At 71.6% G+C, this 26,725-nt stretch carries 24 protein-coding genes; 8 read left to right on the plus strand and 16 right to left on the minus strand.

Translation table 11 applies throughout. From position 1 onward, the window contains the following. Positions 1 to 79 precede the first annotated feature (79 nt). From ACLBWP_RS15920 to rplU, 8 genes are all read right to left on the minus strand, one after another. Positions 80 to 1,528 (minus strand): hypothetical protein, encoded by a 1,449-nt coding sequence (locus tag ACLBWP_RS15920; protein ID WP_447655886.1) that lies wholly within the window; start codon positions 1,526 to 1,528, stop codon positions 80 to 82. After that, positions 1,525 to 2,124, minus strand: coding sequence for a nicotinate-nucleotide adenylyltransferase (gene nadD / locus ACLBWP_RS15925; RefSeq protein ID WP_243564415.1), 600 nt, complete (start codon positions 2,122 to 2,124; stop codon positions 1,525 to 1,527). The genes ACLBWP_RS15920 and nadD overlap by 4 nt, the downstream gene beginning before the upstream one ends. Positions 2,125 to 2,135: 11 nt before the next feature. After that, a complete protein-coding gene (locus tag ACLBWP_RS15930; RefSeq protein WP_243564413.1) occupies positions 2,136 to 2,336 on the minus strand; it encodes a hypothetical protein in 201 nt (66 codons plus the stop codon). Positions 2,337 to 2,377: 41 nt separating this feature from the next. Next, complete coding sequence (locus ACLBWP_RS15935) at positions 2,378 to 3,706, minus strand: glutamate-5-semialdehyde dehydrogenase (RefSeq protein WP_447655887.1); 1,329 nt, start codon at positions 3,704 to 3,706, stop codon at positions 2,378 to 2,380. Positions 3,707 to 3,715: 9 nt separating this feature from the next. Continuing rightward, a complete protein-coding gene (gene proB, locus ACLBWP_RS15940) occupies positions 3,716 to 4,528 on the minus strand; it encodes a glutamate 5-kinase (RefSeq protein ID WP_243564409.1) in 813 nt (270 codons plus the stop codon). A 7-nt stretch (positions 4,529 to 4,535) separates the two neighbouring features. Beyond that, positions 4,536 to 6,050 (minus strand): GTPase ObgE, encoded by a 1,515-nt coding sequence (gene obgE / locus ACLBWP_RS15945; RefSeq protein ID WP_243564406.1) that lies wholly within the window; start codon positions 6,048 to 6,050, stop codon positions 4,536 to 4,538. Between the two features lie 116 nt (positions 6,051 to 6,166). Further along, positions 6,167 to 6,418: a 50S ribosomal protein L27 gene (gene rpmA, locus ACLBWP_RS15950; protein ID WP_243564404.1), complete on the minus strand. Its 252-nt coding sequence runs from the start codon at positions 6,416 to 6,418 to the stop codon at positions 6,167 to 6,169. 14 nt (positions 6,419 to 6,432) lie between these two features. Further along, complete coding sequence (rplU, locus tag ACLBWP_RS15955) at positions 6,433 to 6,741, minus strand: 50S ribosomal protein L21 (protein ID WP_243564403.1); 309 nt, start codon at positions 6,739 to 6,741, stop codon at positions 6,433 to 6,435. 203 nt (positions 6,742 to 6,944) lie between these two features. On the opposite strand from rplU, the gene ACLBWP_RS15960 reads away from it, so the two are divergent. Next, positions 6,945 to 7,217 carry a DUF4031 domain-containing protein gene (locus tag ACLBWP_RS15960; protein ID WP_447655888.1) on the plus strand — a complete coding sequence of 91 codons (273 nt, stop codon included), beginning with the start codon at positions 6,945 to 6,947 and terminating at the stop codon, positions 7,215 to 7,217. Positions 7,218 to 7,339: 122 nt separating this feature from the next. Here ACLBWP_RS15960 and ACLBWP_RS15965 read toward each other — a convergent pair whose 3' ends face one another. Beyond that, on the minus strand, positions 7,340 to 7,981 hold the full coding sequence (locus ACLBWP_RS15965; protein WP_447655889.1) for a hypothetical protein: 642 nt from the start codon (positions 7,979 to 7,981) through the stop codon (positions 7,340 to 7,342). Positions 7,982 to 7,983: 2 nt separating this feature from the next. Beyond that, entirely contained in the window at positions 7,984 to 10,893 is a 2,910-nt protein-coding gene (locus tag ACLBWP_RS15970) for an Rne/Rng family ribonuclease (protein WP_447655890.1), read from the minus strand. 329 nt (positions 10,894 to 11,222) lie between these two features. Between ACLBWP_RS15970 and ACLBWP_RS15975 the strand changes: the two genes are divergently transcribed. Together ACLBWP_RS15975 and ACLBWP_RS15980 are read left to right on the plus strand one after the other, a co-directional pair. Further along, positions 11,223 to 11,822, plus strand: coding sequence for a vitamin K epoxide reductase family protein (locus tag ACLBWP_RS15975; protein ID WP_243564395.1), 600 nt, complete (start codon positions 11,223 to 11,225; stop codon positions 11,820 to 11,822). Between the two features lie 94 nt (positions 11,823 to 11,916). Then, positions 11,917 to 12,783, plus strand: coding sequence for a DsbA family protein (locus ACLBWP_RS15980; protein WP_447655891.1), 867 nt, complete (start codon positions 11,917 to 11,919; stop codon positions 12,781 to 12,783). Between the two features lie 592 nt (positions 12,784 to 13,375). Here ACLBWP_RS15980 and ndk read toward each other — a convergent pair. The 4 genes from ndk to ileS are packed head-to-tail and all read right to left on the minus strand — an operon-like array spanning position 13,376 to position 18,972. After that, complete coding sequence (gene ndk, locus ACLBWP_RS15985) at positions 13,376 to 13,795, minus strand: nucleoside-diphosphate kinase (protein ID WP_447655892.1); 420 nt, start codon at positions 13,793 to 13,795, stop codon at positions 13,376 to 13,378. A 34-nt stretch (positions 13,796 to 13,829) separates the two neighbouring features. Then, entirely contained in the window at positions 13,830 to 14,243 is a 414-nt protein-coding gene (locus tag ACLBWP_RS15990) for a DUF4233 domain-containing protein (RefSeq protein WP_447655893.1), read from the minus strand. Next, positions 14,240 to 15,712, minus strand: a complete 1,473-nt coding sequence (locus ACLBWP_RS15995; RefSeq protein ID WP_447655894.1) for a bifunctional folylpolyglutamate synthase/dihydrofolate synthase — start codon at positions 15,710 to 15,712, stop codon at positions 14,240 to 14,242. Before ACLBWP_RS15995 ends, ACLBWP_RS15990 begins: the two co-directional genes overlap by 4 nt. Then, the gene (ileS, locus tag ACLBWP_RS16000) at positions 15,709 to 18,972 is read right to left on the minus strand and encodes an isoleucine--tRNA ligase (protein WP_447655895.1); all 3,264 of its coding nucleotides are present in this window, start codon (positions 18,970 to 18,972) and stop codon (positions 15,709 to 15,711) included. Before ileS ends, ACLBWP_RS15995 begins: the two co-directional genes overlap by 4 nt. A 241-nt stretch (positions 18,973 to 19,213) precedes the next feature. On the opposite strand from ileS, the gene ACLBWP_RS16005 reads away from it, so the two are divergent. Continuing rightward, the gene (locus ACLBWP_RS16005; protein WP_447655896.1) at positions 19,214 to 20,242 is read left to right on the plus strand and encodes a cation diffusion facilitator family transporter; all 1,029 of its coding nucleotides are present in this window, start codon (positions 19,214 to 19,216) and stop codon (positions 20,240 to 20,242) included. Here ACLBWP_RS16005 and ACLBWP_RS16010 read toward each other — a convergent pair. Then, on the minus strand, positions 20,239 to 20,790 hold the full coding sequence (locus ACLBWP_RS16010) for a hypothetical protein (RefSeq protein WP_447655897.1): 552 nt from the start codon (positions 20,788 to 20,790) through the stop codon (positions 20,239 to 20,241). The genes ACLBWP_RS16005 and ACLBWP_RS16010 overlap by 4 nt on opposite strands. A 155-nt stretch (positions 20,791 to 20,945) precedes the next feature. After that, complete coding sequence (locus ACLBWP_RS16015) at positions 20,946 to 21,545, minus strand: TetR family transcriptional regulator (protein WP_447655898.1); 600 nt, start codon at positions 21,543 to 21,545, stop codon at positions 20,946 to 20,948. A gap of 32 nt (positions 21,546 to 21,577) precedes the next feature. Between ACLBWP_RS16015 and ACLBWP_RS16020 the strand changes: the two genes are divergently transcribed. Genes ACLBWP_RS16020 through ACLBWP_RS16035 form a run of 4 tightly spaced genes read left to right on the plus strand, consistent with a single transcriptional unit; the run spans position 21,578 to position 26,723 of the window. Further along, positions 21,578 to 23,209, plus strand: coding sequence for an ABC transporter substrate-binding protein (locus ACLBWP_RS16020; RefSeq protein ID WP_447655899.1), 1,632 nt, complete (start codon positions 21,578 to 21,580; stop codon positions 23,207 to 23,209). 12 nt (positions 23,210 to 23,221) lie between these two features. Beyond that, positions 23,222 to 24,262, plus strand: a complete 1,041-nt coding sequence (locus ACLBWP_RS16025; protein WP_447655900.1) for an ABC transporter permease — start codon at positions 23,222 to 23,224, stop codon at positions 24,260 to 24,262. Between the two features lie 17 nt (positions 24,263 to 24,279). Beyond that, positions 24,280 to 25,101 carry an ABC transporter permease gene (locus ACLBWP_RS16030; RefSeq protein WP_447655901.1) on the plus strand — a complete coding sequence of 274 codons (822 nt, stop codon included), beginning with the start codon at positions 24,280 to 24,282 and terminating at the stop codon, positions 25,099 to 25,101. Further along, positions 25,098 to 26,723 (plus strand): ATP-binding cassette domain-containing protein, encoded by a 1,626-nt coding sequence (locus ACLBWP_RS16035; protein ID WP_447655902.1) that lies wholly within the window; start codon positions 25,098 to 25,100, stop codon positions 26,721 to 26,723. Before ACLBWP_RS16030 ends, ACLBWP_RS16035 begins: the two co-directional genes overlap by 4 nt. Positions 26,724 to 26,725 lie beyond the last annotated feature (2 nt).

The raw sequence follows: 26,725 nt of genomic DNA on the forward strand, positions 1-26,725 counted from the left end.
CAGCGGTGTGCCGGACGCGACATGATCATAAACCACGCCACCGACGGCGGCGAGGGGGACGGGGTTGCCCGGGGACCGGTCAGGACCCGAAGAAGTTGGTCGACACGAGTGCCACGACGATGACGGCGGCAGCGGCGACGCAGATGGCCCCGACGGTGATCAGCAGGACCATCGGCACGCGGGACTCCTTGGGCTTCGCCGCGGCGAGCACCACCTGCCTGGTCGACGTGTGGCTCGAGACCGCACGGCTCGCCCGCACCGGGCTGGCGTCGGTCTCGGGCTGCTCGTCGTGTTGCTCGAGCAGCCGGTCGACCTCGGCACCGTCGATCGGACGGTGCGACCCGGTCGACGACAGCGACGCGGGCAGGTCGATCGAGCCGGTCAGGATGACCTCGCCGGTGGCGTTGAGCGCACCGGTGGGGTCGGCCAGGGCCGAGTTCGGCAGGATGAGCGCGTTGGTGCGGGTCTCGGCGACGCGGCGTGTGCCGGTCTCCTCGTCGTGCACCTCGGCGTCGTTGGAGTCGTGGGCCTGCGTGGACCAGTGCCCCGCCGGCGGTTCGAACGCGGTCGTCAGCGGCTTGGGCTCGACGGGCCGCCGGAAGGCGACACCCGGTGCGTCCTGCACCGGGACCTCGTTCGTGTCGGTGTCGTCGACATCACCGTCGAGTTCGAGGGGGAACACGCCCGGCGTTGCAGCGGCCGGGTCCGGAACCACCGCGTCGACCTCGACCGGCTCCTGCGCGTCGTCGTCGGACTGCGGGGCCCACGTGGAGCGGTGCCGACGGGGTTCCTCGGCGTGCGCGGCGGCGGCTTCGAGCGGCTCGATGGCGTCCGGCGAGCCGTCGGCGGAGGTCGCCTGCTCGACGGCGGCCGGGTCGAGCCGCGTGGTCTCGGCAGACGGCTCCTGCCAGTCGGACGGGGCAGCGTCGGACTGCGGCGGCGATGTCAGGCCGGTCGACGGCGACGGCGCCGCGGACGCCGATGGCGACGACGGCTCCTGCGCGACGGGCTCGGGCTGGGCCGACGCCGGCGTGCGGTTCCCCGCGAAGCCGGCGGGCGCCGTGGGCGACGTGGTGGCACCGTCGTCGTCCTGCAGCGACGCCACGGTCCCCAGGACGTCCTGCACGGTGCGGTCGGATGACTGCGGCGTCGGGTTCTGCAGCGGGACCGGACGAACGGCCTGCCCCTCGGCTTCGCGCATCAGGCGGATCTGGCGCCGGGTCAGTCCACCGGTGCCGGGGACGATCTCGGTCGCCGAGGCGGGCGGCGCGTCGGGCACGCCCTGGGACACCGGCACGATCGGCACGGCGGCCGGGGCGGACTCGGGTCGGGGACCGGCCTGTGCCGGGGCGGGGGCTGCCGGCGCGACGTGGGAACCGGGACGACGTCGACCGCCGTCGGTGGACCCTGCGGCCGGGGTGGCGACGGTCGGGGGCGGGGTCACGGGCTGTGCGCCTGCCGAGGCGGCGCGCTCACGCTCGCGCGCCTGGCGCCGCGACAGAGGCGGCTGCGCGTCGGACGGACTCATGCAACGCTCCGATACAGATGGTGCTTGGTGATGTACTGGACGACGCCGTCCGGGACCAAGTACCACACGGGGTTGCCGCGTCGCACTCGTTCGCGACAGTCGGTCGACGAGATGGCCAGCGCCGGGACTTCGAGCAAGCTTACGTCGCGCTCGGGGAGTCCGGTGATGCTCAGGTTGTGACCCGGACGCGTGACCGCCACGAAGTGCGCGAGGTCCCACAGCCCATCATGGTCCTTCCAGTCGACGATCTGCTGGACGGCGTCTGCGCCCGAGATGAAGACGAGCTGGGCGTCGGGCCGCTGGTCGTGCAGGTCGCGGAGGGTGTCGACCGTGTAGGTGGGGCCGGGACGGTCGATGTCGACACGGCTGACGGTGAACATCGGATTGGACGCCGTCGCGATGACGGTCATCAGGTAGCGGTGTTCGGCGTCGGTGACCCCGGACTTCATGTACGGCTGACCGGTGGGCACGAAGACGACTTCGTCCAGGTCGAACGACCGTGCGACTTCCGACGCCGCCACCAGGTGACCGTGATGGATGGGGTCGAACGTGCCGCCCATCACGCCGATGCGCGGCCGCCCCGAGCTCTCGAGCATCGAGCGGCGCGTCAGATCTTCGTGTGGCCGAACTCGTCCACACCGGTCTCGTGGGTGCGGGTCGCCTCGAACTTGTTGGAGTGGCGGTAGGCCACGTCGCGGAAGGACCAGGTCACGAAGCCGAGGAACGTGAAGAACGCAGCAGCCACGACCGGGAAGATGAACGCGGGCACCGACGAGGCGGACTCGGCGGCTTGAGCGAGGACGGTCATGGTGCGGTGCTCCGATCGGTCGTGGCAGGCTGCGGACCAGTCTAGCCGCGGATCTGCCCCTGTCCGCGCACGACCCACTTCGTGCTGGTCAGTTCCGGCAGCCCCATCGGCCCCCGGGCGTGCAGCTTCTGCGTGGAGATCCCGACCTCGGCGCCGAAGCCGAACTCGCCCCCGTCGGTGAACCGCGTCGAGGCGTTCACCATCACCACGGCGGAGTCCACCGTCGCCAGGAACCGCTCGGACGTGTCGACGTCGTTCGTGACGATCGACTCCGTGTGGTGCGTGGAGTACCGGGCGATGTGGTCCATCGCCTGGTCGACGTCGTCCACCACGCGGATCGACAGGTCCAGGTCCATCGACTCGGTGCCCCAGTCGGCCTCGGTGGCCCGGAGCACACCCGGGACGATCGCCCGGGTCGCGTCGTCCCCGCGCAGCGTGACCCCGGCGGCCCGGAGCCGGGCGGCGAGGGTCGGCAGCAGGCCCTCGGCGGCGTCGCGGTGCACCAGCAGCGTCTCGAGCGCATTGCACACGCTCGGGCGCTGCACCTTGCTGTTCAGGACGATGTCGACGGACCGGTCGAGCGGCGCCGACGCATCGAGGAAGACGTGCACGACCCCGGCCCCGGTCTCGATCACGGGGACCTGGGACTCGGTGACGACGGTCTGGATCAGTGATGCGCTGCCGCGTGGGATGAGGACGTCCACCAGCCCTCGCGCGCGCATCAGGTCGGTGGCACCGGCGCGGCCGAACCGGTCGATGGTCTGCACGAGCGCGCGCGGCAGGCCGACGGACGCGACGGCGTCCTGCAGCAGGCCGACCAGCACGGCGTTGGTGCGCTGCGCCGCGGAACCACCCCGCAGGACCACGGCGTTGCCGCTCTTGAGCGCCAGGCTGGCGATGTCGACCGTGACGTTCGGACGTGCCTCGTAGATGGCACCGACGACACCGAACGGCACGCGGACCTGCGACAGCTGCAGGCCGTTCGGCAGGACCGACCCGCGCACGGACTGCCCGACCGGGTCGGTCAGTCCCACGACCTGTTGGACGGCGACGGCCAGGGCCTCGATGCGCTCGGGGTCGAGCCGCAGCCGGTCCAGCAGGCCGGACGACAGCCCGGAGTCCTCGCCGGCAACCAGGTCGGCGTGGTTCGCGAACACGACGTCGTCCGTGCCGGACCGGAGCGACGCCGCGATCGCGACGAGGGCGGCGTCCTTGACGGCGGTGGTCGACGTGGCCAGCACCCGGGACGCGGCCCGGGCCGCGACGAGCTCGTCCTGGAGGCTCGGTGCGGCCCCGGTGGACCCGGTGCCGTCGGGCGCGGTGCGGGCATGCGCAGCGGCGGCGGTCAGCGACGTGGCGGGGGTCGACATGGCACGATTCTAGGGCGCGGCGTGGAACCAGGTCCCGACGTGGTCGCCGTCGAGCGCGCGGGCCACCAGGGACGTCGCGGTCACGAGCACACCCGTCCCCGCCTCGGCCGCCAGGCGTGCCGCCGCGACCTTCGTGCCCGCTCCCCCGGTGCCGACCCCGGCCGCACCGATCGACCCGAACGTCACCCCGGCGAGCTCGTCCCCGAAGGGCACCTCGTCGATGCGTTCGGCTCCGGGCTGCTCGGGGGGCTTCGTGTACAGCGACTCGACGTCGGACAGCAGCACGAGGGCATCGGCACCGAGCAGCCGTGCCACCAGGGCCGCCAGCCGGTCGTTGTCGCCGAAGCGGATCTCGTGCGTGGCCACGGTGTCGTTCTCGTTGACGATCGGCAGCACCCGCAGGGCGAGCAGCCGGTCGATGGCGCGCTGCGCGTTCACCCGGTGGGTCGGGTTCTGCAGGTCGCCCGCGGTCAGCAGGATCTGCGCGGCGATCAGCCCGTGCCGGTCGAGCTGCTGCTGGTAGCGGAACATCAGGACGTTCTGCCCGGTGGCGGCTGCGGCCTGTTGGGTGGCGAGGTCGTCCGGCTTGCCCGCGAGCCCCAGGAACGGGAAGCCCGTCGCGATCGCACCGGAGGACACCAGCACGACCTCGGTCCCCCGGCCGTGCGCCGCCGCCAACGCGTCGACGAGCGGGCCGATCTGCGCGGTGTTCTCACCGCTGACCGACGACGAGCCGACCTTCACGACGATCCGCCGGGCGCGCGGGACGTCCGCGCGGACCCGGACGGAGCCGAGGGCGCTCGGGTCGGTCGTCTCGGTCATGCCGTGGTCAGTCCTTGGCCTCGTCGTCCGCCCACAGCCCGGACTTGCGCTCGGACTCGAGCTCGGCGCGGGCCGCGGCCTTGGCGTCCATCCGCTCGAAGTACTCCTCGCGGCGCTGGTTGCGGGTCGGGCGCATGTTCATGTCGACACGGGCGTCCGTTCCGCGAGCGCTGGTGATGAGCTCGGCGGTGGACGTGAGCGTGGGCTCCCAGTCGAAGATCATGCCGCCGTCGCCACCGATGACGACGGTCGACCCGGCGACGGCACCGGCCTTGAACAGGCCGTCCTCGACGCCGAGCTTGGCGAGCCGGTCGGCCAGGTAGCCGATCGCCTCTTCGTTCTCGAAGTCGGTCTGCTGCACCCAGCGCTCGGGCTTCGAGCCACGGACACGGTAGAAGCGGTGCTCTTCGCCACCCTCGGCACGGACGGTGAAGCCGCCCTTGGCGTCGACGGCCCGCGGACGGATCACGATGCGCTCTTGCACGGGCTCGGCCGCCGCGGTGGCACGGGCTTCCTCGACGATGCCGGCGAGCGCGAAGGTGAGCTCGCGGAGCCCGGCGTGCGAGGCGGTGGAGATCGAGAACACCCGGTAGCCGCGGGCCTCGAGCTCGGGCGTGATGAACGCGGCGAGCTCGGCGGCGTCGGGCACGTCGACCTTGTTGAGCGCGATGAGCTGCGGACGCTCGAGCAGCGGGACCTGGCCCTCGGGGACCGGGTAGCGCTCGAGCTCGGCGAGCAGGACGTCGAGGTCGCTGACCGGGTCGCGGCCCGGGTCGAGCGTGGCGCAGTCGATGACGTGCAGCAGCACCTCGCAGCGCTCCACGTGACGCAGGAACTCGAGCCCCAGGCCCTTGCCCTCGGATGCCCCCTCGATCAGACCGGGGACATCGGCCACGGTGAAGCGGACGTCGCCGGACTCGACCACGCCCAGGTTCGGCGTCAGGGTCGTGAACGGGTAGTCGGCGATCTTCGGCTTCGCGGCGGAGACCGCGGCGATGAGCGAGGACTTGCCGGCACTCGGGAACCCGACGAGCGCGACGTCGGCGATGGTCTTGAGCTCGAGACGGACGTCGCCGGACTCGCCGTCGGTGCCGAGCAGCGCGAACCCGGGTGCCTTGCGCTTGGTCGTGGCGAGTGCCGCGTTGCCCAGGCCACCCTGACCGCCCTGGGCCACGACGACGCGCATCCCGGGCTCGGTCATGTCGGCGAGCAGGTCGCCGTTGTCCTCGTACACGACGGTGCCGACGGGCACGGGGAGCTCGAGGACCTCGCCCGAGATGCCGCTGCGCATGTCGCCCATGCCGGGCTGGCCGTTGCGGCTGGAGCGGTGGGGCGACCGGTGGTAGCCGAGCAGCGTGGTGACCTGCGGGTCGGCCACCAGCACGATGTCGCCGCCGTCACCGCCGTTGCCGCCGTCGGGGCCGGCCAGCGGCTTGAACTTCTCGCGACGAACGGAAACGCAGCCGTTGCCGCCGTTCCCCGCGCTGAGGTGCAGGATCACGTCGTCGACGAACGTCGCCATCGGTTGTTCACACTTTCGTTGAGGGATGGGGCAGTGCAGGAATGCGAAGAGGGGCAGGCGCGCGGCCTGCCCCTCTTCCAGAGTCTTGCGTCGTCAGTGAGCGCTCGTCGTGGGACCTACGCGTTGACGATGTTGATGACCTTGCGGCCACCCTTGGTGCCGAACTCGACCGCACCGGCGGCCAGTGCGAACAGCGTGTCGTCGCCACCGCGACCGACGTTGTCACCCGGGTGGAAGTGCGTGCCGCGCTGGCGGACGATGATCTCACCGGCGTTGACGACCTGACCGCCGAAGCGCTTCACGCCGAGGCGCTGTGCGTTCGAGTCGCGACCGTTGCGAGTGGAACTCGCACCCTTCTTGTGTGCCATGTCTGTCTCCCGCCTTACGCGATCTTGGTGACCTTGACGCGCGTGAGGTCCGCGCGGAAGCCCTGGCGCTTCTTGTAACCGGTCTTGTTCTTGAACTTCTGGATGATGACCTTCTTGCCGCGGAGGTCCTCGAGCACCTCGGCGGTCACGGTCACCTTGGCCAGGTCGGACGCGGCGGAGGTGATCGTGTCACCGTCCACGAGGAGCACGGGCGCGAGCTCGATGTTGCCCTTGTCATCGGCCTTGGCGCGATCGATGGTGATGATCGTGCCGACCTCGACCTTCTCCTGACGGCCGCCGGCGCGCACTACTGCGTAAACCACGTGGAATCCTTACGTAACTCTGCTTGAGGGAAGTCTCGGGTGCCCAGGCACGATCAGACCGGTCGGAACCGATGATCAGCCAAAGGCGGAACGGCCAGCTGGCCGAACGGCACCGTCCGACCGAACGGCACAGTGACACCAGGGATCGAGAATACTCGATGCCCATGGGTCCGGTCAAACGGCGACACACGTAGTCTTGCAAAGTGACCGTGTTGATCGACCCACCGACGTGGCCCGCACACGAAACCGTGTGGTCGCACCTCGTCAGTGACACATCCTACGCGGAACTCCACGCGTTCGCTGCACGCGCCGGTGTTCCGCCGCGCGCGTTCGACCACGACCACTACGACGTCCCGCTGTCGCGGTACGACGAACTCGTGGCGCTCGGCGCCCACGAGGTGACGGGTCGCGAGCTCGTCCTCCGCTTGATCGCCAGCGGTCTGCGGGTCGCGCAGCGCGACAAGCGCGCGCACTGACGCGGGCACCGACGTGCGGGTCCGAGCGCGACCCGCTGACGGTCTGGAGGCCCGGTGCGGGCCCGCCACGGGCCTCCAGACCGTCGGGCCACGCCTGACGGCAAGGCGTGCGACCGGGTGCGTCAGGGCCGGGGCTGGCCCCACTGGCCGGAGGGCGGACGCGGTGGCTGCTGCGGGAACGACGGCGGGGGGACGGCGTCGGCCGGACGGACCGTGCCCGGCGTGGTGCCGGGCGCGCCGGCACGGTGGTCGGACGCACTCGCCGAGCCGCGCGGTCGTCCGAGCCACAGCCAGGCCACCGTCGCGGCGGCCAGCAGCATCGCCGTCAGGGGGACGCCACGCTGCAGCGGTCCGGTGAGCACGTCCGTCACGAGACGACGGGGCCCGTCGCCGAACGCGCCGTACGCGCCCGTGAAGACCCCGACGAGCGCCAGGGCGAGGGTTCCGCCCGCGCCGCCGAGCACCGCACGCAGCAGCACCGTCGGCAGCGGACTGCGGCGGGCCACCGGGGTCAGGAACGCCAGCGTCAGGAAGGCCCCGGTGTAGAACGGGAACGGGCTGAGGAACACGGCCGTCGCGAACTCCAGCACGATGTTCTGCCCGCCGTGGAACGCGAAGGGGCCGATGTACAGACTCGTGCCGACCATGCCCGCGAGTCCGGACACGGCCTGCACGGCCAGGACCCCGACGACGGCGATCAGTGCGCCCGCCGTGGCCTCGCGCGAGGCGCCGGGGGCGAACGCCCGCGTCGGGGTCCCGGTCACGCTCAGTTCCCCAGGATCACGGGGCCGTCGTCGGTCGTGGGCCCGTCGGACGTGGCCGGGGCACTGATGCTGCCCGACGACACGCGACGCGACCGCGAGCGTCCCTGACCGGGCTGCTTGGGCTCGGGGAGCGCCTGCAGCACCGAGTCGAGCAGCGAGTCGGCATCGGGCGCCTTGCGGGGCTCGCGCTTCGTCACCGCGACGGGGATGTCGAGGATCGCGACGGTGGTGTCGGCAGGCGTCACCGGTGCCGAGGACGACACCCGACGGCGGGTCGGGGCCGCGGACTCGGCGGGCGCCTGGGACGCTGCGGCCGGCTCGGACTGCGCCGCCTCTGCGGGCTGCGCGGCCGTCGCGGACGCAGCGGCCTCGGTGGCTGGTGCCTGGGTGGCCGCCGGAGCGGACACCGTCACGATGCCGTCGGTGGTGGCGGGCGCCGACTGCTCGGAGCTCGCGCGGCCGCCGCGGCGGCGGCGACGCTTGGGGCCGCCGGTCGGCTCGGTGCCGGCGGCGGACGCATCGGCCTCCGAGGACGCAGCGTTCGCGGCCGGGACCGGGGCCGGGGCCTCGGTCGACGGTGCCGACGCGGGCGTCGTCGGGTTCGACGCCACGACCTCGTCGTGGGCGATCGTCGACGCGGCGATCCGGGACAGCGCGTTCTTCACGTCGTCCGTGATCTGGTGCGCCTGCGACGACTTCTGCTCGCCACCGCTGCTGCGCTGGGCGTTCTGGTTGCCGTTGCCGTTCCCGTTGCCGCCGTCGTTGCCACCGCGGCCCTTGCGACGACCCTTGGAGGGGCCGGGGTCGGCGTTGTTGTCGTTGACGTTCGCGTTGACCTCTTCGAGCGACTCGCGCAGCCCGACGCCGATCTTCTTGCGGGTCATCTGCACGAGGCCGAGCGAGGTGACCTCGGCGACCTGGTGCTTCGTGCGGTCGCGGCTGAGGCACTCCATCAGGCGGCGCAGCACGAGGTCGCGGTTGGTCTCGAGCACCATGTCGATGAAGTCGACGACGATGATCCCGCCGATGTCGCGGAGCCGCAGCTGCCGCACGAGCTCCTCGGCCGCCTCGAGGTTGTTCTTCGTGACGGTCTCCTCGAGGTTGCCGCCGGAGCCGACGAACTTGCCCGTGTTGACGTCGACGACCGTCATGGCCTCGGTGCGGTCGATCACGAGCGAGCCACCCGAGGGCAGCCAGACCTTGCGGTCGAGCGCCTTGTCGATCTGCTCGTTGAGCCGGTGCTCCTCGAACGAGTCCGGGCCGTCGTAGATCTCGACGCGGTCCTTCAGGTCCGGTGCGACGGCGTCGAGGTACTCCTCGATCGTCGCGCGGGCGGCATCGCCGTCGATGAGCAGCTTCGTGAAGTCCTCGTTGAAGACGTCGCGGACGATCTTCACGAGCAGGTCCGGCTCGGAGTGGAGCATGACCGGTGCGTGACCGTGCTCGACCTTCTTCTGGATGGCCTCCCACTGCGCGGTCAGGCGCTGCACGTCGCGGGTCAGCTGCTCTTCCGTCGCACCCTCGGCGGCGGTGCGGACGATGACGCCCGCGTGCTCCGGCAGGACTTCCTTGAGGATCTTCTTGAGACGGGCACGCTCGGTGTCCGGGAGCTTGCGCGAGATGCCGTTCATCGAGCCGTTCGGCACGTACACCAGGTACCGGCCGGGCAGCGAGACCTGGCTGGTGAGACGAGCGCCCTTGTGGCCGACCGGGTCCTTCGTGACCTGCACCAGTACCTTGTCGCCCGGCTTGAGCGCCGCCTCGATGCGACGGCCGTGGTTGCCCGTCTCGACGGAGTTCCAGTCGACCTCGCCGGCGTACAGCACGGCGTTCCGGCCACGACCGATGTCGACGAAGGCGGCCTCCATCGACGGCAGGACGTTCTGCACCTTGCCGAGGTACACGTTGCCGATGAGCGACACGTTGTGCGACTTGGTGACGTAGTGCTCGGCGAGGACGTTGTCCTCGATGACGCCGATCTCGATCTTCTCCGAGCTCGAACGGACGATCATCTGGCGGTCGACGCTCTCGCGGCGGGCGAGGAACTCGTCCTCGGTCACCACCTGGCGACGGCGTCCGGCGTCACGGCCGTCGCGGCGACGCTGCTTCTTGGCCTCGAGCCGGGTGGAGCCCTTGATGCGCTGGGGCTCGGTGATGAGCTCGACCTCGCGGCGACGGGGTTCCTGGTGGTCGCGCGGTTCACGGTCGGCGCTGGTGCCACGGCGGCGGGTCCGGCGACGGCTGCCGCCACCGAAGTCCTCGTCGTCGTCGTCCCAGTCGGACCGCTCCGGACGCTCGGCACGGTCGACGTGCTCGGAGCGGTCGACGCGGTCGTTCCGGTCGTTCCGGGACGAGCGGGCCGGCAGCTCGGGCAGGACCGGGGCGTGGAAGATCAGGCTGAGCGTCGACGTGGCACGGGGCACGACGGGCTCCGGCGCTGCCGGTGCCTCGACGGGCTGCGCGGCGGCGGCGGTCGACTCGGCGGCGGCACCGACCGACGATGCGTCCGGTGCCGACTCGGCGACGACGGGCTCGTCGGCCGCGGGCACGACGGCGTCCGACTGCTCGACCGCGGTGGCTTCCGCCTGCGCCGCGGCAGCAGCGTCGACGACCGGCACGTCGCCGGTCAGCGTGCTGACGTCGTCGGGAGCGTCGGTCGCGCTCACGGCCTGCACCTCGACGGACACCGAGCCGGTGACCGGCGTCGACTCGGGACCGGGGGCGGTGTCGCCCTGGGTGCCCGCGCCGGTGTCGGTGGTCCCCGTCTCGGCCACGTCGGTCGGCGTCTGGGAGCCGGTCCGGGCCTCCAGGGTGCCTGCCGACCTGGCTCGGCGTCCGCCGAACAGGCGGCCGCGTCGCTTCGGTGCGGTGTCGTCGGTGTTCTGGTCGTTGTTCTCGTTCTGCTCCACCATGGGACTGGTGCACTCCTCGACCCCGCCCTCACCCCGAGGGGCGGCGGGAACTCTGTGGTTGTGGCGGACGGCTGCGACGCCGCCCGCACTCGCTGGTCAGTGACCGTCCGGCGTCGACATGTCGTGCGCACGGACCGGCGGAGCACCCGGCCCCGCTCGGCTCGGCGTCGGAGTGACGCGTCGTCCGGTCACGGCACGCTCTCACCGTGCCTGATCGTCCGGGCAGGTGCCCGGAAAGCTCTCGTCGTCGTGCGGGATGACCCGCTCGACTCCCCCATCATCGCACGCGCGTCGCGAGAAGGCGCAGAAGCGCATGTCATCATGTCGACGTGACCACGACCGCACCCACCACCCGTCGTCCCGTCGCGATCGCAGTGCTGCTGCTCGTCACCGGAGCGGTCGCCCTGTACGCGGCGTTCCGACTGGTGCTCGACGAGTTCGCGAAGTACGAGCACCCCAAGGCCGTGCTGAGCTGCGACATCAACCCCTTCATCAACTGCTCGGACGTCATGACGAGTCCGCAGGGGCACCTGTTCGGCTTCCCCAACCCGCTGCTCGGGTTGATGGGGTTCGTCGCGCCGATCGCCGTCGGGGTGCTGCTGTTGGCGGGCGGACGCGCATCGCGGTGGTTCCTGGTCACCTTCAACGTCGGGCTGTTCCTGGCGTGGGTCTTCGTCACCTGGCTCTTCACGCAGACGGTCTGGTCGATCGGTGCGCTTTGCCCGTGGTGCATGCTCGTCTGGGCGATGACGATCCCGCTGTTCTGGGTGTTCACCATCTGGAACGCCGCGCGCGGCTCGTTCGGTCCGGGTGCGCAGCGTGTCGGTCGGGCGCTGTTGCCGTTCTGCTGGGCCTTCCCGCTGGCGAACTACGTGGTCATCGCCCTGACGATCCTGATCATGTTCCCGACGGTGCTGTCCGTCCTCTGAGCACCACACACTCGGTGACACGTCACCGGACTCCTGGGCTCTTCTCAGCCAGCAGCGCCCGTCGCGACACCGGCACCCGTTACGCTTCTTCCCGATGAGCGACAACGAGAGCAAGAAGGCTCGCCGGAACGCCGCACGGGAACGTGCCGCGGCCCAGCGCGAGAAGGAGAAGGCCCGCCGGCGCCGCAACAAGACGCTGACGATCAGCGGCATCATCGTGGGCTCGCTCGCGATCGTCGCCGTGATCGTGCTGGTGATCGCCAACTCGGTGCAGCCCGCCGGCCCCGGCCCGAAGAACATGGCCAGCGACGGCATCGTGCTGCAGGGGCAGAACGGCAAGATCGTCCCCGTGACGACCAAGGCCATCCCCGAGGGCGGCAAGCCGACGGCCACCAAGCAGGACGACTCGGTCGCGAACATCACCGTGTACGAGGACTACATGTGCCCGATCTGCAACCAGTTCGAGACCGGCAACATGAAGCAGATCAAGCAGTGGGTCGCCAACGGCTCGGCCACGCTCGAGATCCACCCCTTCAACCTGCTCGACCGCTCGTCGCTCGGTTCGAAGTACTCGACGCGCTCGGCCGCCGCTGCCGCCTGCGTGGCAAACTACGACCCGGACGCCTTCCTCGACGTCAACTCGGCGTTCTACGCGAACCAGCCGTCCGAGGGCACCCGCGGCCTGACGAACGACCAGCTCGCCTCGATCGCGAAGAAGGCCGGCGCGACGAACGCGAACGTCCAGAAGTGCATCACGGACCAGCGCTTCGCCGGATGGGTCGGTGACGCCACCAACCGTGTCCTGACCGAGCCGCTCGCCAACTCGTCGCTCGACAAGCTCACCGGCACCCCGACCGTCATCGTGAACGGCAAGCAGTACAACGCCCAGGGCACCAGCGCCTGGACCGACGCGGACTCGTTCGCCGCGTTCGTCGAGCAGAACGGTGGCGCGGTCAAGTAGCCCGCGCTGTCCCGACGGCCCCGCACGCCTGGCGTGCGGGGCCGTCGTCGTCCCAGCGCGGGGAGCAGCGGTGCGCCGCGCGCGGCACGCCGTGCGCCGGGCGCCGTGCGCCGTGCGCCGTGCGCCGTGCGCCGTGCGCCGTGCGCCGACGTATCGCACCCTGGTGCGGACATCGCGCCCCATTCCGCGGGGGCGCGACGTCGGCACAGGGGTGCGAAGCACCCGCCGCCGAAGCACCCGCCGCCGCCCGCGGGGCCGGGTGCGAAGCACCCGCCGCCGCGCGGGGGCGCCGACGCGCCGATCACGCGGCCAACTGCCTCCGACGCAACGCTCTGGAGGCCGGCAGCGGGTCCGCCGGGCCGGTGCGACCCTCCAGGCCGTCGCCCGCGCCGCTTGCGGATCGCACCCCCGGGTGAACGTCGCGCCCCGTCCTGCGGGGGCGCGACGTTCGCACGGGGGCGCGAAGCACCCCCGCGGCGGCCCGACGCCGCGCGCACAACGAAAAGCACCCCGCGCCACGTGATCACGTGGTGCGGGGTGCTTTCGGTTGTGCGAAGCGCACCGAAGCGCAGCGCGAGCGCTGCGGAGCGGCTCAGGCGAACCAGAGGCCGAGCTCGCGCGCGGCGGACTCGGCGCTGTCCGAGCCGTGCACCAGGTTCTGCTGGACCTTGAGGCCCCAGTCACGGCCGAGGTCGCCGCGGATGGTTCCGGGTGCCGCCGAGGTCGGGTCGGTGGTGCCGGCGAGCGACCGGAAGCCCGCGATGGCACCGTTGCCCGCGACGCGCACGGCGACGACGGGCCCGGACTGCATGAACTCGACCAGCGGTTCGAAGAACGGCTTGCCCTGGTGCTCTTCGTAGTGGGCGTCGAGCAGGTCGCGCGGCGCGGTGAGCATCTTCAGGTCGACGATCTCGTAGCCCTTGGCCTCGATGCGGCGCAGGATCTCGCCGGTCAGCTGGCGGGCCACGCCGTCGGGCTTGACGAGGACGAGGGTCTCTTCGAAGTCGGACACGCAGTACTCCCTGGGGTTCTGGGGGTGGATGTGGTCAGTCGCCGGCAGCGGCTCGGCGGGCGGCGTTCTGACGGTCGAGCTGACCGCCCTTGACGAAGCAGAACACCCACAGCGCCAGGAACACCACGCCCACCACGAACATGAACGGCTCGATGAAGCCGGTGGCGAGGATGGCCGCCTGCAGCAGCCACCCGAACCCTACACCGGCGCGGGTGCCGGTCAGACGCGAGGCCAGGGCCAGCACGACGATCGCCGCGAGCCCCCCGCCGAAGGCCACTCCGGCCGGCAGCGTGTGCTTGCCGAACACGACGAGCATCGGGAAGAAGAACATGATCGCCTCGAGCACCAGGGTGATCGAGGTGAGGCTCTCACGCGCCCCGCGCTCGCGTCGCGGACGCCGGGTCCGGGGAGCGCGCCCCGGACGGGAGGCCCGTGGTCCGTCCGTCACTTCGACCCTCCTTCAGTGTGGACCAGGTCCATGACCGCGCCCACCATCACGATGGAACCGGCGACCAGCACCATGGCGTCGTCCGCCTCGGCCTCGTCCGCCAGGTCGCGCGCTTCCTGCAGGGCCTGCGCGAGCGAGGGCTCGACGACCACGCGGTCGTCCCCGACCTCGTCCACGACGACCCGGGCGAACGCATCCGCATCGAGCGCGCGCTCCCCCGGCGGCTGCGTCACGACGAACGTGGCGACCGTGTCCTTGAGCGCCCGCACGAACCCGCGGGCGTCCTTGTCGGCCAGGATCCCGACGACGCCGACCACGTGGCCGGACGGGAACGCGACGGGCAGTGCGTCGGCCAGGGCCTTCGCGCCGTGCGGGTTGTGCGCCGCGTCGACCACGACCGTCGGGTCCTGGGCGATGGGCTGCAGCCGGCCGGGGCTGGTCGCGCTCGCCAGACCCTCGCTGAGGACGTCCTCGTCGAGGGGCTGCGACCCCCGACCGATGAACGACTCGACGGCGGCGATCGCGACGGCGGCGTTGTGGGCCTGGTGCGCGCCGAACAACGGCAGGAACAGGTCGTCGTAGCGGCCCGCGACCCCCTGTACGGTGACGAGCTGCCCACCGACGGCCGGGGTGACGTCGAGGACACGGAAGCCGGTGCCCTCGACCGCCAGGGTCGACTCGGTGAGCTCGGCCGCCCGCTCGAGTTCGGCGAGCGCCTCGGGCACCTGCGCGCTCGACACGACGGCCGACGACGGCTTGACGATCCCCGACTTGGTGCGGGCGATCTCGGCGACGGTGTTGCCGAGCTGCTTGGCGTGGTCGATCGCGATCGGCGTGAACACCTGCACCTGGCTCTGCACGACGTTCGTGGAGTCCCACTCCCCGCCCATGCCGACCTCGATCACCGCGACGTCGACGGGTGCCTCGGCGAAGCACGCCAGCGCAAGGACGGTCAGCGCCTCGAAGAACGTCAGCGGGAGCTCACCCTTGTCGGTGAGCTCCTTGTCGGTGATCTCGAGGATCGGCGTGATGTCGTCCCAGTTCTCGACGAACCGGTCGGCGGCGATCGGCGCACCATCGATGACGATCCGTTCGCGGATGGACACCAGGTGCGGGCTCGTCATGAGTCCGGTGCGCAGGCCGTGGGCGCGGATGATGCTCTCGGTCATCCGGGCGGTCGAGGTCTTGCCGTTGGTCCCCGTCAGGTGGATGACCGGGTAGGCCAGGTGCGGGTCGCCGAGCAACTCGACCGCGCGGCGGGTGGCCGTCAGACGGTGCTCGGGTGACTGCTCGCCGATCCGGGCGTACAGGGCGGCTTCGACACGCTGGACCTGCTCGTCGTCACCGCCGAAGGGCACGGCCTCGATCGGGTCCACGTCGGCGGGAGGACCGACCGGGATCGCGATGCCGTCGGCGTCGTACCGGTCGTCGTCGTGCTGGCTGCCGTCGTACTCGTTGCTGTCGCTCATGCGCGGGTCACCTCGACACTCACCTTCGCACCGTCGCCCACGGCGGTGCCCTCGTCCTTGCCGAACGTCGTGTCGACCACGTCGATCGTCGTCGCGAGGGTCTCCCCCGCGATCAGGTCCTGATGCGTGCGCACGGCGTCCGCCGCTGCCGGGTCGGCCCCGAGCGTCAGCACGATGCGGTCGCTGACGTCGAGGTCGGCGTCGCGACGGGCCTGCTGCACGGCACGGACGACGTCGCGTGCCAGCCCCTCGGCCTCGAGCTCGGGCGTGGTCTCGGTGTCGAGCACCACGAAGCCACCACCGTCCAGGAACGCCACGGCGGTGGATGCGTCGGCCACGGTCAGGTCGAGCGTGAACTCGCCCTCGACCAGGTCGATCCCGCCCACGGTGACGCCCGAGTCGGTCGCCACCCAGTCACCACGCTTGGCGGCGGGGATGACCTGCTGCACGGCCTTGCCGATGCGGGGGCCGGCCGCACGGGCGTTGACGGTGAGCTTGCGCTCGATGCCGTACTGCGCGAGCGACTCCTCTGCCTGGGGTTCGAGCACCACCCGCTTGACGTTGAGCTCGTCGCGAAGGATGTCGACGAACGGTTCGACGGCCGCGGGGTCCGGCACGACGAGCGTCAGCGTGGCGAGCGGCAGACGGACACGCCTGCTGGTCGCCTTGCGGAGCGCGAGCCCCTTCGACGCGACGTCCCGCACGCGGTCCATCGCGGCCACCAGGGCGTCGTCGGCGGGGAACTCGGCGGCGTCGGGCCAGTCGGTCAGGTGCACGCTGCGGCCGCCGGTCAGGCCCTTCCAGACCTCCTCCGACACCAGCGGCGCGAGTGGTGCGGCGACCCGGGCCAGCGTCTCGAGCGCGGTGGACAGCGTGTCGAACGCGGCCTTCGCGGACTCCGACGACGCGGCACCGAGCCAGAACTTGTCACGCGACCGGCGGACGTACCAGTTGGTCAGCACGTCGGCGAAGTCGCGGATGGCCTGGGCCGCCAGCGGGGTGTCGAGCGCGTCGAGGTGCGTCGTGACGTCGGTGACGAGCAGGCGGGTCTTCGCGAGCAGGTACCGGTCGAGCACGTCGGTGCTGTCCGTGCGGCGCGATGCCTGGTACCCGTCGGGCCCGGACGCATTCGCGTACAGCGTGAAGAAGTAGTACGTCGACCAGAACGGCAGCAGGAACTCGCGGACGCCCTGGCGGATGCCCTCTTCGGTGACGACGAGGTTGCCGCCGCGGATCACCGACGACGACATCAGGAACCAGCGCATCGCGTCGGCGCCGTCGCGGTCGAACACCTCGGACACGTCCGGGTAGTTCCGCAGGCTCTTCGACATCTTCTGCCCGTCGGAGCCCAGCACGATGCCGTGGCTGACGACGTTCGTGAACGCCGGGCGGTCGAACAGCGCGGTCGACAGCACGTGCATGACGTAGAACCAGCCGCGGGTCTGCCCGATGTACTCGACGATGAAGTCGGCCGGGTTGTGGGTGTCGAACCACTCCCGGTTCTCGAACGGGTAGTGCACCTGGGCGTACGGCATCGACCCGGAGTCGAACCACACGTCGAAGACGTCCGAGATGCGGCGCATGGTCGAGGCACCCGTGGGGTCGTCCGGGTTCGGCCGGGTCAGCTCGTCGATGAACGGACGGTGCAGGTCGACCTGTCCCTCGGCGTTCACCGGCAGCCGGCCGAAGTCGCGTTCGATCTCCTCGAGCGAGCCGTACACGTCGGTGCGCGGGTGCTCGGGGTCGTCGGACACCCACACCGGGATCGGCGTGCCGAAGTACCGGTTGCGGGACACCGACCAGTCGATGGCGTTGCCGACCCACTTGCCGAACTGGCCGTCCTTGACGTTGTCCGGCACCCAGTTGATGCCCTGGTTGAGCTCGCCCATCCGGTCGCGGATCTCGGTGACGCGGACGAACCACGACGAGACGGCCTTGTAGATCAGGGGCTTGCGGCAGCGCCAGCAGTGCGGGTAGCTGTGCTCGTACGACGCCTGGCGCAGCAGGCGCCCGGCGTCACGGACGGCCTTGGTCAGCGGCTTGTTGGCGTCGGACCACAGCTGTCCGGCGACGAGCGGGAACTGCGACGTGAACACGCCGCCCTCGTCGAGCGAGAGCACGACGGGGATGCCCGCGGCGGCGCAGACCTCTTGGTCGTCGGCGCCGTACGCCGGGGCCTGGTGCACGATGCCGGTGCCCTCGCCCGTCTCGACGTACTCGGCGACCAGGATCCGCCAGGCGTGCTCCATGCCCTCGGCATCCGCCAGGAAGTCGAACAGGCGCTCGTACGCGACGCCGTCGAGTTCGGACCCGACGAGCGTTCGGGTGACCGCCGCGACGGCGTCGTCCGGCGACGCGTAGCCGAGGTCCTTGGCGTAGGCGGCCACGGTGTCCGCAGCCAGCATGTAGGAGACCGAGCCGGCGTCGGCACCGTCAGCGGAGCCTCCAGGACCGGCGGGCAGCACCACGTACGCGACCGCCGGGCCGACGGCCAGGGCGGCGTTCGTCGGCAGCGTCCACGGGGTCGTCGTCCAGGCGAGCGCACGCACACCGGAGAGACCCAGCGCATCAGCGCGAGCGCCCCGCAGCGGGAACGACACCGTGACGGACTGGTCCTGGCGCGTCTGGTAGACGTCGTCGTCCATGCGCAGTTCGTGGTTGGACAGCGGGGTCTGGTCGTTCCAGCAGTACGGCAGGACGCGGAAGCCCTCGTAGGCCAGGCCCTTCTCCCACAGCTGCTTCCACGCCCACAGGACGCTCTCCATGTAGGTGACGTCGAGCGTCTTGTAGTCGTCCTCGAAGTCGACCCAGCGCGCCTGCCGCGTGACGTACTGCTGCCACTCGTCGGTGTACTGCAGCACCGACTTTCGCGCGGCGGCGTTGAAGACGTCGATGCCCATCGCATCGATCTCGTGCTTCTCGGTGATGCCGAGCTGCCGCATCGCCTCGAGCTCGGCGGGCAGGCCGTGCGTGTCCCACCCGAAGCGGCGGTGCACCTGCTTGCCGCGCATGGTCTGGTAGCGCGGGAAGACGTCCTTGGCGTAGCCGGTCAGCAGGTGCCCGTAGTGCGGCAGGCCGTTGGCGAACGGCGGACCGTCGTAGAACACCCACTCGTCGCAGCCCTGACGCGCCTGGATCGACGCCCGGAACGTGTCGTCGCCCTTCCAGAACGCCAGGATCCCCTGCTCGACGGCAGGGAAGGACGGCGACGGGGTGACGCCAGCGGGGGCGTCTGCTGGGCGGTTCAGTGGGTATCGCACCGGTTGCTCCTGTGGGTTCGGTTGCTCTCCACGAGGACGGAGCGTGCTCCGCGGTACCACCTCGCTTGCCGTTCCGGAGACCCGGGCCGACCGCTCGTTGCCGGGATGGTGACGGTCCCGAACCCGTCCGGTTCTACTGACGGCCCGCTCGCGTGGCCCGCGTTCTTCCGGAGACTCCCCGGTGATGGCCGGATCGACGCCTTGTGCACCCGAGTCTACCCAACGGGAGCATGCTGGAGGAATGCCCTCGTCAGAACAGCAGGACCGGCCCGAGTCCCTGACCACCGTCATCATCGCCTTCGGCGCCAACCTGCTGATCGCGATCGCGAAGACCATCGCGTCGCTGCTGACCGGGTCGGCGTCGATGGTGGCCGAGGCGGCGCACTCGTGGGCGGACACCGGGAACGAGATCTTCCTGCTGGTGGCCGAACGCCGCGGCGCCCGCAAGCGCGACGTCAAGCACCCGATGGGCTACGGCCGCGAGACCTACATCTGGTCGATGTTCGCCGCATTCGGGCTGTTCACCGCCGGTGCGATCGTGTCGATCTACCACGGCATCACCCAGCTCGGCGAGACCGGCCCCGCCGAGGACGTCGTGCTCAACTACGTGGTGCTGGCCATCGCCGTGGTGCTCGAGGGCACGAGCTTCCTGCAGGCGTACCGGCAGGCGCACGGTGCCGCGACGAAGCGCAGCGTGCCCGTGCTGCGCCACGTGCTGCAGTCCTCGAACCCGACGCTGCGTGCGGTGTTCGCCGAGGACGCAGCGGCGCTGATCGGTCTGGTCGTCGCGTTCCTGGGCGTGTTCCTGCACCAGGTCACGGGCCTGGCGGTGTTCGACGCGATCGGCTCCATCGCGATCGGCGTGCTGCTCGGTGTCGTCGCGATCATCCTCATCGACCGCAACCGCCGCTTCCTGCTGGGCGAGAGCACGTCGCCCGAGCTCGAGAACGCCGTTCTCGTCGAACTGCTCTCCCGCAAGCAGATCGAGCGGGTGACGTACCTGCACCTGGAGTTCGTCGGGCCGTCGAAGGTGTACCTGGTCGCCGCGGTCGACCTGACCGGCAACGAGGACGAGTCGCACGTGGCGGTCCGGTTGCGCGACGTCGAGCAGTCGCTCGAGGACAGTCAGTACATCGAAGAGGCCGTCCTGACGCTGAGCCTGCCCGGCGACGCCGCGCTGGTGCCGACCGACGGCGTCGTCCCCGAGACGGTGCGCGACGGCACCGCCGAGGACGTCGCCGCGGGTGGCGCGGGAACGCTCCGCGCCTAGCAGTCCGCCTTCGTGAAGGTCATGTCGACCTTCTTGCTCGACCCGTCGAAGCCGTACGAGTACCGCATCGCGATGTCGCGGTCGAGCAGCTTCTTGGTCTCGGTGGTCGAGCACAGCTGTCGCAGCACGCTGTCGTGCAGCGCGCTCTCGTCGAGCTGCGACGGGTCCGCCTGCACGGTGTAGCGGTAGTGGATCGTGCCGTCCTCGGCCGACACACCGGTCCACGTCGTGACGGAGTCGACCTGTTTCGGCAGGTCCGTCTGCTCCTTGATCTGCTTGACGCCCTCGTTGACGATGTCCTGCTTGGACTCGCCGAAGGCGGCGTTGAAGCCCTGGCGGACGAGCACCGCGACGACGATCGCCACGACGATGCTGACGACCGAGATGAGCACGCGCTTGCCGCGGGACTGCCCGGTCGGCGGCGTCGGGGGCTGCGGCTGGTACGGCGGCTGGCCGCCGGGCTGGTACGGCTGGCTGTTCTGCGGGAGCGGCGGCTGGCCGTTCGGCTGGAACGGCGGCTGGCCGTTGGGCTGGTTCTGCGCAGGCATGTCGGACATGGTCCCCCGGTTCGTCGGACGCGCCTTCCCCCGTGGGCGGCGCAGGCTGAACCTAACAGTTCCGCGCGCGCCCCGGCAGGTGTCGTGCCGCGGCAGGGTGCGGACAGGAGGCCCGGTGCCGGCCCGCCACGCCGCTGCTGTCCGTATCAGCGTGCGTCGAGCCCCGCGACCACCGGCGTCAGCGCCGCGGCGACGTACTCGACGAGCGGTCGCCGCGAGACCCCGTCGGTGACCCAGACACCGAAGGCCGCAGCGGCCGCCCCGAGCATCGCCCCCGCGACCGTCTGCGGCCACAGCGCACCCGCGTACTCCCCCGTCCGTCGAGCGAAGTCGGCGGCGACCGCCGCGTGCTGCGCGGTCACCCGGGCCGCGACGCTCGCGACGAGTTCCTGCCCGATGCCCATCACCTCGGCCTGCGCGATGGCCCACGGCACCCGATCGGGATCGTGCGCCCGGGCGGCCGCGAGCAGGGCGCCCTCGACGGCACGGACCGCCGAGGTCTCGGTGGACGCGGCGAGCAGCTGCGGGAGCGACCCCACCGCGGCGTCGAGCTCGAGCCACATCACGTCGGACTTCGCCGGGAAGTAGTTGAAGAACGTGGCACGGCTGACCCCGGCACGGACGGCGATCTGGTCGACCGTGGTGCGCGCGTAGCCCTGCTCGAGGAAGAGCTCGGCAGCGGCGTCCGCCAGCACCTCGGCACTGGAGCGGCGCGGGCGTCCTCCGCGGCGGATCGGTTCGTCCATGGGCCCCATTCAACCGCTAGACTCGGTCGGTCATGATCTTGGACCGAGTACAGAAACGCCGCACGCGCATCGCGGGCACCATCGCCGGAGCGACGGCACTGCTCGTCACCCTCACCGCCTGCACCGGCGGCGGCACGAGCACCGCGGACAGCACCCCGGTCGCCGGCGGCACGCTGACGTACGCGTCGGGCGACGCCGAACCCACGTGCCTGGACCCGCACGTCGGCGGCAACTACCCCCAGGCGCTGCTGTCGACGCAGTACATCGAAGAACTCGTCGGGCTGCGGGAAGGCAAGCCCACGCCGGCGCTCGCGACGAAGTGGTCCACGAGCGACGACGGCAAGACCCTGACGTTCACCCTGCGCGACGACGTCACGTTCACCGACGGCACCCCGTTCGACGCGTCCGCCGTGGTGGCGAACATCGAGCACGTGCAAGACCCGGCGACGGCGTCGAGCACCGGGTACCTGGCGCTGCAGTCCATCGCGAAGGCCACCGCCACCGACGACCACACCGTGACGCTGTCGCTCAGCCGTCCGGACAGCGCCCTGCTCGAGTCGTTCTCGCAGCCGTGGGTCGGCATGGAGTCCCCGAAGGCACTACAGCGGACGCAGGCGGTCAACTGCGAGTCCCCCGTCGGCACCGGCCCGTTCCGGATCTCCGGCTGGCAGCACGGCGACCGCGTCACCCTGACGAAGAACAGCGGGTACTGGGGGTCGACGAAGCCCCGTCTGTCCGGTATCACGTGGCGCTTCCTGCCCGACTCGACCTCGCGGTACGCGGCGCTGCAGTCCGGGCAGGTCGACGTGATCGACAACGCCCAGCCCGACCAGCTGCGGGCGGCGTCATCCAAGGCCGCCATCCGTGACCTCGACGCTCCCCGACCCGGCGCGTCGAACCGGCTCGAGCTGAACTCCGGGCACGGGGTGTTCCAGGACGAAGCGGTCCGCAAGGCCTTCATCGCCGGTGCCCAGATCGACCCGGGGATCCAGTCGCTGTTCCTCGGGACGGCGAAGCGCTCGTACTCGCTGCTGTCGAGCGTCGAGCCGTTCGGGTACTCCGACAAGTCGCTGTTCCGGTACAGCCCGTCGACCGCGAAGCAACTGCTCGACGACGCCGGCTGGAAGACGGGCTCGGACGGCATCCGCGTCAAGGACGGCCAGCAGCTCACCGTGACGTTCCCGGTGTCGACCAACCAGTCGGTGCCCGCCGAGCGCAGCCTGTTCCAGCAGATCCAGGCCTCCGAGGCAAAGGTGGGGATCAAGGTCCAGCTGCAGGAGCTCGACCTGTCCAGCTGGTACGCCGCGCTGGCGAAGAACCAGTACGACGTGGTCAGCGCGCCGTACACCAAGGTCGGCGCCGACGTGCTGCGCATCCTGTACGACAGCGCGAGCATCACGCCCGCACCGTCCGGCTACTTCGCGAACCTGGCGCAGCTCGACGACCCCGACGTCGATGCCCTGCTGCAGCGGGCCGCGCAGACCTCGGACCGCTCCGAGCGCGCCGCCCTGTACGAACAGGCCCAGCAGCGGATCCTGGCATCCCGCACGGTGCTGCCGCTCTACGACCAGCAGAACCACTTCCTGTACCGCTCGGCCGTGCACGGCATCCAGACCACGGCCGTCTCCACGCCGTGGTTCGGCACGGCGTGGATCGACCGCTGACGCGGTGACGCGGTGACGCCCAGCAGGTCCGGCCCGGCTGGCAGGCGCTGGTCGCTGTGGGCGCTCCGGCGTCTGCTCGGCGCCGTCGGGGTGCTCTGGGCCGTCGCGACCATCGTCTTCGTCGCGATCCGGCTGATCCCCGGCGACCCGGCGCTCGCGGTCCTGGGTGGTCCGGGCTCCCAGGCCTCACCCGAGGCCGTCGCCCAGGTGCGCGCGTCGTACGGCTTCGACCGACCGGTGATCGTGCAGTACGCGGTGTTCCTCGGTCGTCTGGCGTCCGGGCAGCTCGGCGACTCGTACGCGTTCCGGACCCCGGTCGCCACCCTGCTGGCGCAGCAGCTGCCCGTCACGCTGACCCTGGCGGTCGCCGGTCTGGTCGTCGCCTGGGCGCTGGCGCTGGTCGCCGCGTGGTGGTCCACCCAGCGCGGTCGCGTCGCCGCCGGGCTGACCTCGGCGATCAGCGTGACCGCGAGCGTCATGCCGCACTTCTGGCTCGGCAGCGTGCTCATCGTCGTGTTCGCGAGCGCGCTCGGCTGGTTCCCCGCGGTCAGCGACGGCACCGTTCGGGGCTGGGTGTTGCCGGTGTTCACCGTCGCGGTGCCCGTGGCCGGCTACCTGGCGGAGACGGTGCGCGACGGCGTGGTCGATGCGCAACGGTCCGCGTTCGCGCTCGCTGCCCGCGGTCGTGGTGAGACCCGTGCGGGGCTGTTCGGCCGGCACCTGCTGCGCCACGCGGCCCTGCCCGGGATCGCCCTGTCGGCGTGGGCGTTCGGCTCGCTGGTGTCCGGAGCCGTCGTCGTCGAGTCCGTCTTCGCGCTCCCCGGCATCGGTCGCGCCCTGGTCACGGCGGTGACCCAGCGCGACATGCCCCTGGTCGCGGGCATCGCCCTGGTGTCGGCGCTGGCGTACGTCGTCGTGCTGACGGTCGCCGACCTGGTCGAACGCGTGGTCGATCCGCGCCCGTCGAGGGAGCAGACGACGTCGGGTCGACCCCCGGGTACCCGACGTCGGCTGCTCCCTCGACGCAGCCGGCCCGGGGCGGGTGCGCGGTGAGTGGGATCCTGGCGGGGGTGGCGGGCGTCCGCCGCCAGCGCTCGCTCGGGGGCGCCGGCACGGTGGCAGCCGTCGTCGTGGCGGTCGGTGTGCTCGCCGCGGTCTGGCCCGCTGTACTCGGGGGCGCGGCGCCCCTCGCCGTGCACCCCGCCGAAGCGCTGCTGCCACCCGGCCCCGGGCACCCGTTCGGCACCGACGAGTCCGGGCGCGACGTGCTGGCCCGGGTCGTCGCCGGCACCCACGCCAGCCTGGTGGTCGGCGTCGTCGCGACCCTGGTCGGCGGCGGTGTCGGCGTGCTGCTCGGGGTCGTCGCCGGGCTCGGTGGTCGGGTCCTCGATGCCGTCATCGGACGCGTGACCGAGGTCGCGTTCGCCCTGCCCCTGCTGCTCGTCGCGCTGGTCGTCATCGCCGTCACCGGTCCTGGTCCGGTCCCCGCGATGCTCGCGGTCGGGTTCGCGACCGCGCCCGGGTACGCCCGCATCGTCCGCGGCCTGGTCCGCGCAGCACGCTCGTCGCAGGTCGTCGAGACGGCCGTGCTGCAGGGGCGGTCCCCGGCGCGCATCGTCGTGCGGCACGTGCTGCCGGCGGCCCTGTGGCCGGTCGTCGCGGTCGGGACGCTCGGCATCGGCCAGGCGATCGTGTGGGCGTCCGCCCTCAGCTACCTGGGCGTCGGGACACCGCCGCCCGCACCGGAATGGGGCGCGATGCTCGCCGACGGCCGCACCTACCTGCAGACAGCACCGTGGATGAGCACCTTCCCCGGGCTGGCCATCGTCGTGCTGGCCACCGCGGTCACCGTCCTCGGACGCGCCCTCCGCCGCACCGGGGCACTGCGGTGAGCGCCGTCCTCGATGCCCGAGGGCTGCACGTCGCCATCGGCGGGACCCCGGTCGTCGCCGGTGTCGACCTGCAGGTCGATGCGGGCGAGTGCGTCGCGCTGGTCGGCGCCTCGGGTTCCGGAAAGACCGTGACCGTCCGGGCGCTGCTCGGCCTGTCGGCCGCCGGGTCCGCCGTCCGGGCCGACCGGCTCGACGTCGCCGGGCTCGACGTCCGCGCGTTCTCCGACCGACGCTGGCGGCCGGTGCGCGGAGCGCGTGTCGGCTACGTCGGACAGGAGGCCCTGGGCGCGCTGGACCCGCTGCGTCCGGTCGGACGCGAGGTCGACGACGTCCTGCGGCTGCACACCGAGATGACCGCACGCGAGCGCGTGGACGCCGTGCGCTCCGCGCTCGACGACGTCGGGCTCGACCCGGGCATCGCGACCGACGGACGACTCGCGGGGACCCTGTCGGGCGGGATGCGCCAGCGCGCGCTCATCGCCGCTGCGACCGTCGGCTCGCCGGCGCTCGTGGTGGCGGACGAGCCGACGACGGCGCTCGACGCAGGGATCGCCGTGCGCGTGATGGAGCAGCTGCGACGGGCGCAGGAGCGTGGCGCGGGGCTGCTCGTCGTGACGCACGACCTGGGGCTCGTCGCCGGGTGGGCGGACCGCGTCGTGGTGATGGACGCCGGGCGGGTCGTCGAGCAGGGCACCGTGCAGACCGTGCTGCGGGCGCCGAAGCACCCCGTGACGCAGGCGCTCGTCGCCGCCGCCGGCGCGGGCACGGGCACGGGCACGGGCACGGGCACGAAGAAGGGTGCAACCCCGCTCGGTGCTCCCCCGCACGGTGCGCCTCCGGTGCTCGAAGCGCGCGACCTCCGCAAGGCGTACGACGGCGTCGCGGTGGTCGACGGGGTGTCGTTCGGCCTGCAGCCCGGGCGGGTGCTCGGGGTCGTCGGGGCCTCGGGTTCGGGCAAGACGACGGTGGCCCGGATGCTGCTCGGGCTCGCGACGCCGGACACGGGGACGGTGACCCTCGACGGTGCCGCCTGGGCGCCACTCCCCGAGCGCGAGCGCCGCGCCCGACGCCCCCGGATCGCGGCCGTCGTGCAGGACCCCGGCGCGACGTTCGACGAGCGCTGGGACGTCGAGCGTGTCCTGGCCGATGCCCTGAGCGACGGCGATGCCCGGCGTGCGACGGGCCCGCTCGGCCCGCAGGTCGACGCGGCGCTGCGCCAGGTCGACCTGGGCCCCGGGCTGCGCGGCCGGTCACCGCTGACGCTGTCCGGCGGGCAACGGCAGCGGCTGGCGATCGCCCGGGCGCTGGCGACCGCGCCCGACGTGCTCGTGCTGGACGAACCCGTGACCGCCCTCGACGCGACGGTGCAGGACCAGGTGCTGACGCTGCTGGAACGGCTGCGCGACGACACCGGCGTGGCGATGGTGTTCGTGTCGCACGACCTGCGGGCCGTGCGACGGATGGCCGACGACGTGCTCGTGGTCGACGCGGGCACCGCGGTGGAGCACGGTCCCGCGTCGCGGGTGTTCACGAGCCCGGAGCACCCCGTGACGATCGCGCTCCTGCGGTCGGCCGAGCGCCTGGCAACCGGCCCCGGGACGGACCCGGGCCCGACGCGCTGACG

The sequence above is a fragment of the Microbacterium sp. M1A1_1b genome (genome assembly GCF_053345565.1).

Coding starts and splice junctions, on each gene's coding strand:
- ACLBWP_RS15920 (WP_447655886.1), bottom strand. CDS start 1,528: ATGAGTCCGTCCGACGCGCAGCCGCCTCTGTCGCGGCGCCAGGCGCGC.
- nadD (WP_243564415.1), bottom strand. CDS start 2,124: ATGCTCGAGAGCTCGGGGCGGCCGCGCATCGGCGTGATGGGCGGCACG.
- ACLBWP_RS15930 (WP_243564413.1), bottom strand. CDS start 2,336: ATGACCGTCCTCGCTCAAGCCGCCGAGTCCGCCTCGTCGGTGCCCGCG.
- ACLBWP_RS15935 (WP_447655887.1), bottom strand. CDS start 3,706: ATGTCGACCCCCGCCACGTCGCTGACCGCCGCCGCTGCGCATGCCCGC.
- proB (WP_243564409.1), bottom strand. CDS start 4,528: ATGACCGAGACGACCGACCCGAGCGCCCTCGGCTCCGTCCGGGTCCGC.
- obgE (WP_243564406.1), bottom strand. CDS start 6,050: ATGGCGACGTTCGTCGACGACGTGATCCTGCACCTCAGCGCGGGGAAC.
- rpmA (WP_243564404.1), bottom strand. CDS start 6,418: ATGGCACACAAGAAGGGTGCGAGTTCCACTCGCAACGGTCGCGACTCG.
- ACLBWP_RS15970 (WP_447655890.1), bottom strand. CDS start 10,893: ATGGTGGAGCAGAACGAGAACAACGACCAGAACACCGACGACACCGCA.
- ACLBWP_RS15980 (WP_447655891.1), top strand. CDS start 11,917: ATGAGCGACAACGAGAGCAAGAAGGCTCGCCGGAACGCCGCACGGGAA.
- ACLBWP_RS15995 (WP_447655894.1), bottom strand. CDS start 15,712: ATGAGCGACAGCAACGAGTACGACGGCAGCCAGCACGACGACGACCGG.
- ACLBWP_RS16005 (WP_447655896.1), top strand. CDS start 19,214: ATGCCCTCGTCAGAACAGCAGGACCGGCCCGAGTCCCTGACCACCGTC.
- ACLBWP_RS16010 (WP_447655897.1), bottom strand. CDS start 20,790: ATGCCTGCGCAGAACCAGCCCAACGGCCAGCCGCCGTTCCAGCCGAAC.
- ACLBWP_RS16015 (WP_447655898.1), bottom strand. CDS start 21,545: ATGGACGAACCGATCCGCCGCGGAGGACGCCCGCGCCGCTCCAGTGCC.
- ACLBWP_RS16020 (WP_447655899.1), top strand. CDS start 21,578: ATGATCTTGGACCGAGTACAGAAACGCCGCACGCGCATCGCGGGCACC.